This window comes from Dyella sp. 01N36, assembly GCF_056399745.1.
Genome location: NZ_JBFTRY010000130.1, coordinates 1 through 10,504, shown reverse-complemented (window position 1 = coordinate 10,504; position 10,504 = coordinate 1). Strand labels below are relative to the sequence as shown.

The 10,504-nt window shown below is 64.2% G+C and carries 13 protein-coding genes; 4 read left to right on the top strand and 9 right to left on the bottom strand.

Annotated features, from left to right (window positions below; genetic code table 11):
• Window positions 1–41: 41 nt before the first annotated feature.
• The 9 genes from radA to AC1DMG_RS16210 form a co-directional block, all read right to left on the bottom strand.
• Window positions 42–1,424: a DNA repair protein RadA gene (radA, locus tag AC1DMG_RS16250; RefSeq protein WP_477178058.1), complete on the bottom strand. Its 1,383-nt coding sequence runs from the start codon at window positions 1,422–1,424 to the stop codon at window positions 42–44.
• Between the two features lie 105 nt (window positions 1,425–1,529).
• A complete protein-coding gene (alr, locus tag AC1DMG_RS16245; RefSeq protein ID WP_441604327.1) occupies window positions 1,530–2,618 on the bottom strand; it encodes an alanine racemase in 1,089 nt (362 codons plus the stop codon).
• A gap of 210 nt (window positions 2,619–2,828) precedes the next feature.
• Window positions 2,829–3,044 (bottom strand): hypothetical protein, encoded by a 216-nt coding sequence (locus tag AC1DMG_RS16240; RefSeq protein ID WP_441604328.1) that lies wholly within the window; start codon window positions 3,042–3,044, stop codon window positions 2,829–2,831.
• Window positions 3,045–3,054: 10 nt separating this feature from the next.
• On the bottom strand, window positions 3,055–3,207 hold the full coding sequence (locus AC1DMG_RS16235) for a DUF3309 family protein (RefSeq protein ID WP_121878546.1): 153 nt from the start codon (window positions 3,205–3,207) through the stop codon (window positions 3,055–3,057).
• A 149-nt stretch (window positions 3,208–3,356) separates the two neighbouring features.
• Window positions 3,357–4,784: a replicative DNA helicase gene (locus AC1DMG_RS16230; protein WP_441604329.1), complete on the bottom strand. Its 1,428-nt coding sequence runs from the start codon at window positions 4,782–4,784 to the stop codon at window positions 3,357–3,359.
• A gap of 196 nt (window positions 4,785–4,980) precedes the next feature.
• Window positions 4,981–5,430, bottom strand: a complete 450-nt coding sequence (rplI, locus tag AC1DMG_RS16225) for a 50S ribosomal protein L9 (RefSeq protein WP_441604330.1) — start codon at window positions 5,428–5,430, stop codon at window positions 4,981–4,983.
• A 220-nt stretch (window positions 5,431–5,650) separates the two neighbouring features.
• Window positions 5,651–5,881 (bottom strand): 30S ribosomal protein S18, encoded by a 231-nt coding sequence (rpsR, locus tag AC1DMG_RS16220; protein ID WP_017462785.1) that lies wholly within the window; start codon window positions 5,879–5,881, stop codon window positions 5,651–5,653.
• Window positions 5,882–5,895: 14 nt separating this feature from the next.
• Window positions 5,896–6,333, bottom strand: a complete 438-nt coding sequence (gene rpsF / locus AC1DMG_RS16215) for a 30S ribosomal protein S6 (RefSeq protein WP_477180763.1) — start codon at window positions 6,331–6,333, stop codon at window positions 5,896–5,898.
• Window positions 6,334–6,502: 169 nt separating this feature from the next.
• Window positions 6,503–6,829: a HesB/IscA family protein gene (locus AC1DMG_RS16210; RefSeq protein WP_441604331.1), complete on the bottom strand. Its 327-nt coding sequence runs from the start codon at window positions 6,827–6,829 to the stop codon at window positions 6,503–6,505.
• A 134-nt stretch (window positions 6,830–6,963) separates the two neighbouring features.
• On the opposite strand from AC1DMG_RS16210, the gene asnS reads away from it, so the two are divergent.
• The 4 genes from asnS to AC1DMG_RS16190 are packed head-to-tail and all read left to right on the top strand — an operon-like array spanning window position 6,964 to window position 10,436.
• Window positions 6,964–8,379 carry an asparagine--tRNA ligase gene (gene asnS / locus AC1DMG_RS16205; RefSeq protein ID WP_441604332.1) on the top strand — a complete coding sequence of 472 codons (1,416 nt, stop codon included), beginning with the start codon at window positions 6,964–6,966 and terminating at the stop codon, window positions 8,377–8,379.
• Between the two features lie 8 nt (window positions 8,380–8,387).
• Complete coding sequence (locus tag AC1DMG_RS16200; protein ID WP_441604333.1) at window positions 8,388–9,269, top strand: MalM family protein; 882 nt, start codon at window positions 8,388–8,390, stop codon at window positions 9,267–9,269.
• A gap of 38 nt (window positions 9,270–9,307) precedes the next feature.
• On the top strand, window positions 9,308–9,622 hold the full coding sequence (locus AC1DMG_RS16195) for a hypothetical protein (protein ID WP_441604334.1): 315 nt from the start codon (window positions 9,308–9,310) through the stop codon (window positions 9,620–9,622).
• Between the two features lie 25 nt (window positions 9,623–9,647).
• Window positions 9,648–10,436: an SDR family oxidoreductase gene (locus AC1DMG_RS16190; RefSeq protein WP_441604335.1), complete on the top strand. Its 789-nt coding sequence runs from the start codon at window positions 9,648–9,650 to the stop codon at window positions 10,434–10,436.
• The last annotated feature ends 68 nt before the right edge of the window (window positions 10,437–10,504 follow it).

The following is a 10,504-nucleotide window of genomic DNA, read 5'->3' as shown; positions in this document are numbered from 1 at the left end:
GGGTGCGCTCCCACAAAGTACGGCCGCTGCGGCTCGCGGGCTCAGCGGCAGGCGTCGATGGCTTCCGACAGGCGTTCCACTGGGACAATTTCCATGTCCCCGACTTTCGACTTCTTCGGCGCATTCGCCTTCGGCACGATGGCCTTCTGAAACCCATGATGCGCTGCTTCCTTCAAGCGCTCATCGCCATTGGGCACCGGCCGGATCTCTCCGGACAAACCCACCTCGCCGAACGCGACGGTCTTCTCCGGTAACGGTCGATCGCGCAGTGACGAGAGCACGGCCAGCAGCACCGGCAAATCGGCAGCGGTTTCCTGCACGCGGATGCCGCCGACCACGTTGACGAAGACGTCCTGATCATACGCCGCCACGCCGCCGTGGCGATGCAATACCGCCAGCAACATGGCGAGACGGTTTTGCTCCAGGCCCAGCGCAACGCGGCGCGGATTGCCCAGCGAGGACTGGTCCACCAGCGCCTGCACTTCGACCAGCAAGGGACGCGTGCCTTCGCGCGTCACCATCACAGCGCTGCCCGAGGTCGGGCCGCTGTGGGCAGAGAGGAAAATCGCCGACGGATTGGGTACTTCGCGCAAGCCTTTTTCCGACATCGCGAACACACCCAGCTCGTTCACCGCACCGAAGCGGTTCTTGAAGGCGCGCAGCACGCGGAAGCGGCTGCCGGATTCGCCTTCGAAATAAAGCACGGCATCCACCATGTGTTCGAGCACGCGAGGACCGGCGATGCCGCCCTCTTTCGTCACGTGTCCGACCAGGAATACCGATGTGCCGGTTTCCTTGGCGAAGCGCGTGAGCTTGGCCGCCGATTCGCGTACCTGGCTGACGGAACCGGGCGCCGCGGTGAGCAGTTCCGTCCAGATCGTCTGGATGGAGTCGATCACCAGCACGCGCGGGCGGGTGCTCAGGGCCTGTTCGATGATCCGCTCGATACAGGTTTCCGCCAGCGCATGCAGCGGCGCCAGCGGGAGATCGAGTCGCTGCGCACGAGAGGCGACCTGGCCGAGTGATTCCTCACCCGTCACGTAGACGCTGGGAATCCGCGCGCCCAGCGTCCCCAGCATCTGCAACAGCAAGGTCGATTTGCCGATGCCCGGATCGCCGCCGATCAGCACGACTGAACCATCCACCAGGCCACCGCCCAATACGCGGTCCAGCTCGCCAATGCCGGTGAGCGTGCGCATTTCCGCATCCAGCGCCACCGCCGTCAGCGGCGTCACCTTGGGCGAACCGGCCGCCGCGCCTGCGTAGCCGGTGGTGCTGCGCGCGGCGCCGGCGGATTTCACGGCAGGATGCACCACAATTTCGCTCAGCGTATTCCACACGCCGCAGTCCACGCACTGGCCCTGCCATTTGGAATGCTCCGCCCCGCAGTCGGTGCAGACATAGGCGGTCTTGGCTTTGGCCATGCTTGGATTCCTGATCGGAGGTGCGGGCGAATGACCCAGCTTAGCGGGCCGGCATCGCATACCGCGAGACATTCGGTCTGCGTGGATTGAGCGCCTTGCGCCCGCTCAGGCTTCGTCTTCCACGAACAACACGCGCTTGGTCATGCCGCAGGTGAGGTCATAGGAGATCGTGCCCGCTTGTGCGGCGATGATTTCCACCGGCAGCTCCGGACCCCACAGCGTCACGCGGTCGCCCACTTTGGCGTGCGGCGCGTCGCGCAGATCCAGGGTGATCAGGTCCATCGATACGCGACCGATCAAGGGCACCTGGCGATCGCCCACCCGCACCGGCGTACCGGCCACCGCACTGCGTGGATAACCGTCGCCGTATCCCACTGCGGCCACACCCACGGGCATGTCTTCGGGGCAGGTCCAGGTGCCGTTGTAGCCGATGTGCTCGCCTTTGCCGATGCGATTGATCGCGATCAGCCGCGTGCTCAGCGTCATGGCCGGACGGAAGCCGAAATCGGCGCCGGTTTTGCCATCCACGACGGAAAGGCCATAGAGCAGGCCGCCGGTACGCACCCAGTCGCCGCGCGCTTCGGTCCAGCCCAGCACTGCTGCGGAATTGGACAAGGAGCGCGGCCCGCTCAACCCGCGGGTGGCGTCATTGAAACGACGGATTTGCGCGGGCGTTTCGATGCCGTCGAACACTTCCGATTCGGCGAAGTGAGTCAGCAGGCCGATCTCCGGATCGATGCCGGGCATGGCGGCCAGCTGTGCGTGGACGAAGGCGACGGTTTCCGGCGCAAAGCCCAGGCGATGCATGCCGCTGTCCACTTTCAGCCAGACGCGCAGCGGACCACGCGATGGCGAAGCTTCCTTCAGCCAGCGCAATTGTTCTTCGTGATGGATCGCGGCATCGAGATTCAGGCGCTGCATCTCGGCGATGTCGCTGGCGTGATCCGGACCGGAGAGCACCACGATGCGCTGGCGATGTCCTGCCGCGCGAAGGCGCAAACCATCACCCAGGGCCGCTACCGCAAAGGCATCCGCCTCGCCATCGAGCGCACGCGCGACGCGCTCCAGGCCATGCCCGTACGCATCCGCCTTGACCACCGCCATGACCTTGGCCGGCGCGGACATCTGCTTGATGCGGGCGAGGTTGTGGCGCAAGGCGCCCAGATGGATGGTGGCGACGGTAGTGCGACTCATGCCTGGCTTTGCGCCCGACCGGGCACGGTGAGGAGTGGGAAAAGTTGGGCCGGAGGGCCTGGAGCAGGACTGGAAGCTTACCAGTCCTGTCCGGCCATCCGGCCCGATGCGCCCAACCTAGCCTGCCGGTCCGGCACTCCCGGGGCGCCCCCGTGGCAATCCCCGGGCAACGGCTACCCTCACCAGTAGCCACACCACCCAACATGGTGTTCAGTGATTGTCGCGCGACTGGCAACGCTCCACGGCGACACGACGTGCCTTGTCGTACTCGTGCTGGGTCATCGCACCGGATGCCAGCGCATCCTGCAGGTCGGTCATCTGCTTGCCGCAGGTCTCGTTGTTCTGCACTACGCGAGTGCTGCTGCCACAGCCGGCGAGTGCCAGCGATGCGGCGACGAGAAGCGCAGGAATGATGATTCGGTTCATGGCATCGCCCTCACAAGACGCCCAGGACCAGGAGCACGATCAGGATGATCACGATCAACCCCAGTCCGCCGCTCGGGCCATAACCCCATCCGCGGCTATACGGCCAGGTCGGCAGCGCGCCAAGCAGAAGCAACACGACGATGAGTAGGAGGATAAGCGACATGTGTTGTGCCTCGTCCGGGAAACCGGTGACGAGGTTGCACCGCAGGATGTGAATCCGGCACGGGATTCATGTGCACTGGATGCATATGCCGGGGACGGTACAGGTGCCGTTCCTTTAACGAAACGGGACCTGTACGTCGGACGAGGCGCTTATTCGAATGCGCCTACGAAAGAATCGGGCGCGTAATTCTCGAACTTGGTGTAGTGACCGAGGAAGGTCAGCTTCACCGTGTCGGTGGGGCCGTTACGCTGCTTGCCGATGATGATTTCGGCCAGTCCGCGGTCGGGCGATTCCTTGTTGTAGTACTCGTCGCGGTAGATGAACATGATCACGTCCGCGTCCTGCTCGATAGCGCCTGATTCGCGCAGGTCGGACATCATCGGACGCTTGTCGGCACGCTGTTCCAGCGAGCGGTTCAACTGCGACAGGGCAATCACCGGGCAATTGAGTTCCTTGGCGAGACCCTTGAGCGAGCGCGAGATTTCCGAGATCTCGGTCGCGCGGTTTTCCTTCATGCCCGGCACCTGCATCAGCTGCAGGTAGTCGATCACGATCAGTCCGAGGCCGCCGTGCTCGCGATGCAGTCGGCGCGAACGCGAACGCAGCTCGACCGGCGAGAGACCGGGCGTGTCATCGATGAAGATCTTCGCTTCGGACAGCAAGGCAATCGCATTGGTGACGCGCGGCCAGTCTTCCTCGGCCAGGTCGCCATTGCGCAGGTGCTGCGCGTGGATGCGGCCGACCGAGGAAATCATACGGAAGGCCAACTGCGAGGCCGACATTTCCATCGAGAAGATGGCCACGGCCTTCTTGCCGCGCATCGCCGCCGCTTCGGCGATATTCACCGAGAATGCCGTCTTGCCCATCGAAGGGCGCGCCGCGACGATGATCAAGTCGGACGGCTGCAAACCCGAGGTGAGTTCGTCCAGATCCGAAAAGCCGGTGGAGATGCCGGTGAGCTGGCCCTTGTTCTCGAAGCGTTCGGAGAGGATGCGGAAGGCGTCCTTCACGGCCTCGCGCATCGACACGGTGTCTTTCTTGCCGCGCGCACCGGACTCGGCGATCTTGAAGACGGCCTGCTCGGCGCGCTCCAGCACCTCCTGCACGCCCATGCCATCGGGCTGGTAGCCGTCCTCGGTGATGCCGGTGCCGGCGTCGATCAGCTGGCGCAACACCGACTTCTCGCGCACGATTTCCGCGTAGGCGGCAATGTTCGCCGCACTCGGCGTGGTGTTGGCCAGTTCGATCAGGTAGGCGGCGCCACCGACCATGTCGGCCAGGCCGTTGGCCTCGAACCAGTCGCCCAGGGTCACCGCGTCGCACGGCATGCCCTTGCCCGCCAGCTCGGTGATGGCGCGCCAGATCAGGCGATGGTCCTTGCGGTAGAAATCCTGCTCGGCGAGGCGGTCGGCCACCTTGTCCAGCGAATCGGGCGACAGCATGAGGCCGCCCAGCACCGCTTGTTCCGCGTCGATCGAATTCGGCGGTACGCGCAGTGCATCGATGCTGGACAAAGGTTTGCGCTCGGAACGACCGCGGCGCTCGGGGCGGTCGGAACGATCGGAAACGAAGGACATCGAGATTCCTCGCAGCGGTTAGCTGCATTGCCGGCGGCGTGCTGGGTACAGAGCATACGCGGCGCCATCTCAGGCGACGAGACAATAACTCTGTGGATAAGCTGTGGTTCGTTGTGGATAAGCCGCTTACCAAACCCCGAAAAGCAGACGGGCGCCTTGAAGGCGCCCGTCTGGGACTTGCAAGCGACGGGGCGACTTACTTCTCGCCGACCACGATCACCTTGACCTGAGTCTGCACGTCGGCATGCAGAGCGATCACCACCTCGAACTCGCCGGTGTGGCGGATCGGGCCCTCGCCCTGGATCACTTCGCCCTTGTGCACGTCATGACCGGCGGCCGCGAGGGCCTCGGAGATTTCGCGCGGACCGACCGAGCCGTACAGCTTGCCTTCCGGACTGGCGTTGGCGGTGATGGTCACCGACACGCCTTCCAGCTTGGCCTTGCGGCCTTCGGCGCCGGACAGCTGCGAGGCAGCCTTGGCTTCGTACTCGGCGCGGCGCTTCTCGAAAGCTTCGAGGTTGGCGGCGTTGACCGGCACGGCCTTGCCCTGCGGCAGCAGGTAGTTACGGCCATAACCCGGCTTCACGCTGACCTTGTCGCCAAGGTTGCCGAGGTTGCGGACTTTTTCGAGAAGAATCAGTTCCATGGGTATTCCTTTTCGTTAGCACCGGTGTGGCCCGGCGCAGCCTGGACGGTTGTCCGAAGAGTCTTTCACTCCTTCTCCCCTGCGGGGAGAAGGCTGGGATGAGGGGCCAATCTTGCGGCATGGCTAAATCGAAGCGAGCTTCGTAGCAGCTATATCGCGAGCACCCGCCCCTCATATCAGTCCTCTCCCCGGAGGGGAGARGAAGTTAAAAGCGCACGACTTAGACGTCGTGGTTATCCGTGTACGGCAGCAGAGCCAGGAAGCGGGCGCGCTTGATAGCGGTCGCCAGCTGACGCTGGTAGCGAGCCTTGGTGCCGGTGATGCGGCTGGGAACGATCTTGCCGTTCTCGGTCACGTACTGGCGCAGGGTGTTGAGATCCTTGTAGTCGATCTCTTTGACTTTTTCGGCCGTGAAGCGGCAGAACTTGCGGCGGCGGAAGAACTTAGACATGTCTTGGCTCCTGATCAGTCGTCGCTGTCGCGATCGTTGTCGCGGTCTTCGCGGTCACGGCGTGCCGGACGCTCGTCACCGTCGCTATCGTCATCGCGGCGACGCGAGGACTTGGCGTCATCCTTTTCCTTGGACTTCAGGATGAAGGACTGCTCGGTATCGGCTTCGTCACGGCGAACCACCAGGTGGCGCAGCACGGCGTCGTTGAAGCGGAAGCCCGACTCGAGCTCGTTCAGCGCGTTCTGGCTCACTTCGATGTTGAGCATGACGTAGTGAGCCTTGGCCAGGTTCACGATGGGATACGCCAGCTGACGGCGGCCCCAGTCTTCCAGGCGGTGGATCTTGCCGCCGTCGGTCTCGATCAGCGCCWTGTAGCGCTCGATCATCGCCGGAACCTGTTCGCTCTGGTCAGGGTGGACCAGAAACACGACTTCGTAATGTCGCAGGGACATCGTGTGGTAACTCCTTGTGGATGCGGCCCTTTCAGGCCTGGCAGCCTCCCGCACTATGCGGTGAGGCAAGGTTCCATCCATGCCTTGACGGCCTGGACAGAAGCGGAAGTGTAAGGGATTTCAGGGGTTTGGGGCAAGCAGATGACGATCTGCCTGCGCGCGCAGTGTCTCAGCCGACGGTGAAACTCTCGCCGCAACCGCATTCGCCGGTTGCGTTGGGGTTGTGAAAGACGAAGCTCGCGTTGAGGCCCTGGCGCTGGAAGTCGATTACGGTGCCGTCGATCAGGGGCATGCTCTTGCCGTCGACGATGAGCTTCACGCCGTCTACCTCGACCATCTCATCGCCCTCACCCACCACTTGAGCCAGGTCGACCACGTAGCCGAAGCCGGAGCAGCCGGTCTTCTTCACGCCAAAGCGCACACCCGCGGCACTGGGCGTGCCGGCAAGGAAGGAGCGCATGCGTTCGCTGGCGGCGGGCGTGATGGTGATGGTCATGGGCGTTGCGACTACCGGAAGGGGAGATTGTCCGAAATCAGACGTTAAGGGTCGAACCTGAACGATCCGTAGATTATCATGCAAGGTTCGTCTTACGTGCCGATATGCCGGCACTCAGCAGGAGTTTCAATCCAATGACGGCGGTTAGCCCGATTCTATCGAGCGTGAAGCAGGCTCTTTCCGGCAGCATCGCTGCCGGCAGCACCGTGACCGTGCGCGGCTGGGTCCGCACCCGGCGCGATTCCAAAGCGGGCCTCTCGTTCGTCAATGTGAGCGACGGCTCCTGCTTCGACCCCATCCAGGCCGTGGTCACCAGCGAAGTGTCCAACTACGAGAGCGAGGTGAAGCACCTCACCGCCGGCGCGGGCGTGATCGTCACCGGCACCCTGGTCGCTTCGCAGGGCAAGGGCCAGAGCTTCGAGATCCAGGCGACGGACGTCATCGTCACCGGTTTCGTCGACGATCCGGAAACCTACCCGATCCAGCCCAAGCAGCACTCGATGGAATTCCTGCGCGAAGTGGCGCACCTGCGCCCGCGCACCAACCTGTTCGGCGCCGTGACCCGCGTGCGCCACACGATGATGACGGCGATCCACCGCTGGCTCACCGAGCAGGGCTTCTTCTGGATTAATACGCCGATCATCACCACCTCCGACGCGGAAGGTGCGGGCGACATGTTCCGCCTGTCCACGCTGGACCTGGCCAACCTGCCGCGCACGCCGGATGGCAAGATCGATTTCCGCAAGGATTTCTTCGGCCGCGAAGCGTTCCTGACCGTGTCCGGCCAGCTCAACGTCGAGGCTTACTGCCTGGCGATGAGCAAGGTGTACACCTTCGGCCCGACCTTCCGCGCCGAGAACTCCAACACGCCGCGCCACCTGGCCGAGTTCTGGATGGTGGAGCCGGAAATCGCCTTCGCCGACCTCAACGCCAACGCCGACTGCGCCGAGGGTTTCCTCAAGGCCATCTTCAAGGCCGTGCTGGATGAGCGTCAGGACGACATGGCGTTCTTCGCCGAGCGCGTGCAGCCCGATGCGATCAGCCGTCTGGAAGCCTTTATTGCCGAACCGTTCGAACGCATCGATTACACCGAGGCGGTGGAAATCCTGAAGAAGTCCGGGCAGAAATTCGAATTCCCGGTCGCCTGGGGCATCGACCTGCAGACCGAGCACGAGCGCTATCTCGCCGAGAAGCACGTCGGTCGCCCGGTGGTGGTGATGAACTACCCCGAGCAGATCAAGGCGTTCTACATGCGCCTCAACGACGACGGCAAGACCGTCGCCGCGATGGACGTGCTGGCCCCGGGCATCGGCGAGATCATCGGCGGTGCGCAGCGCGAAGAGCGCCTGGATTACCTTGACCGCCGCATGACGCAATTCGGTCTCGATCCGGCCACCTACGGCTGGTACCGTGATCTGCGCCGCTATGGCACGGTGCCGCACGCTGGCTTTGGCCTGGGCTTCGAGCGCCTGCTGGTATACGTGTGCGGCCTGTCCAATATCCGCGATGCCATTCCCTTCCCGCGTGCGGCGGGTACAGCCGAATTTTGAGATCCCTCATGCGTTATCGACTGATCACTGCCACCGCCCTGTTCGCGCTCACCGTGCTGGCGAGCGGCTGCCATAGCGTGAAAGCGCTGGTGCCGCCCAATCTGCGCCCGCCCGAAAATGGCAACGGCAGCCTGGATCAGGCGAAGCAAGCCCTGCAGCAGGCCACGCCCTGCTGCACGACCTTTGCCGACTTCTCCTACCAGGACGCCCTGCCCTGGCAGCCCAAGAAGTTCGCGCTGGGACCGGGCAGCATGGTGGCCAACCTCAATGGGGACCGCAGCTACTTCCTGAGTTTCAGCCTGCCGCGCGAATCGCAGCTGCCGTACCGCGTGGCGGTGAAGTCAGAATTGAACGGCCGCTGGCTGCGCGCCAGCTATCTGTTTGCGCCGACGCTGGTGGTGCTGGACGAAGCGTTCCAGCCGATCGACAGCAAGGACGTGAGCCTGTGCGAACACATGGGCTGGACGGACGCCACCACCGGCGCGTTCGGCAGCGTGGACATCACCGACAAGCGTGCGCGCTATCTGGTGCTGTACAGCTCGGCCAAGCAGCAATCGGGCAGCACCTACTGGGAGCAGTCGCCGGCAGCATTCTCGGCGGAGGCACCGGTGAAGATGGCGGCGGCCGGCACCTTCAAAGTGCCGCACGGGCCCGACGGCACCGTGTGGATCGGCATGATGGACAAGACTTACCAGGACGCCGTGAACAACGCGATCTGCGCCAAGCCCGAACAGGGCAACGGCGTGCTGAGCACGCTGCGCGAGGCACTTCCGCTGCCCGGCATCGGCAGCGACAGCAAGAAGTCCGAGGCGCCCAAGGCTCCTGCGACGTCGAGCGGCTCCAACAACACTGACGCTACGTCGGCAACCAATAACTCGACCAACGGCTGAGTTCGGGTCGGCCCACCATCACCCACCACGGACTCGGCATGCTTCCGCTTTATCTCTCGCTCCTTTCCGCCGGCGTCATCTGCTTCCTGCTGCATTTCAGCTCGCAGTATCTGATCGCCTCGCTGCTGCGCCGCCGTCATCCGAACGAGTGGAAGATCATCGCCGAAGCCGACGGCAAGCCCACCAACGCCGTGCGCACGTGGATGCGTCTGCAGCTCGCGCTGCGCTCGCCGGTGCTGCCGGCGCTGGAAGACAACGGCATCACGCGCTGGCGCCTGGTCTGGCGCTACAGTCTGTGGGCCGCGTGGCTGTGCTGGTTCGCCGCCCTCGCTGTGCAATGGACCGCGCGATAACCCTCACTCCCAAGAGGAGCATTCCATGCAGCTGGATTTGAGTGGACGACATGCTCTGGTGTGTGGCGCCTCGCAAGGCATCGGGCGCGCCAGCGCGGTGGAACTCGCCGAGCTGGGCGCCAGCGTCACCCTGCTCTCGCGCTCAGCCGATGCGCTGAAGGCCGCGACGGATGCATTGCCGCGCAAACACGGCCAACAGCATCGCTGGTTTGCGGTGGATATGACGCAGACCGATGCATTGCGCGACGCGCTGGCGGATATCGTGGCCGCCCAGCCGATCGAAATCCTGATCAACAACACCGGCGGCCCACCGGGCGGCCCGGCGCACAGCGCTACCGCCGAGGCCTTCGAGAACGCCTTCCGCCAGCACCTGCTGGCAGGCCAGACGCTGGTGCAGGCGCTGCTGCCGGGCATGCGGGCCAGCGGCTACGGCCGCATCGTCAACGTCATTTCCACCTCGGTGAAGGAACCGATCGTGGGCTTGGGCGTGTCCAATACCGTGCGCGCCGCGGTGGCGGGCTGGGCCAAGACATTGGCCGGCGAGCTGGCCGTCGACGGCATCACCGTCAACAACGTGCTGCCGGGCTATACCCGCACGGCACGCCTGGACGAGGTGCTTGCCGGGCGCGTGCGCAGCAGCGGCAACAGCGAAGACGAGGTGGCCCAGGGCATGCTCGCCACGGTGCCTGCGCGCCGATTCGGTGAAGCTTCGGAAGTGGCGGCAGTAATCGCCTTCCTGTGCACGCCGGCTGCGGGGTACGTCAATGGCGTGAGCATTGCCGTGGATGGTGGACGTACCCGTTCGCTGAGTTGATCGCGGACCCAACCCTGTGGGAGCGCACCCGGTGCGCGACGGCTACGCCGTGTCGCACAGGGTGCGCT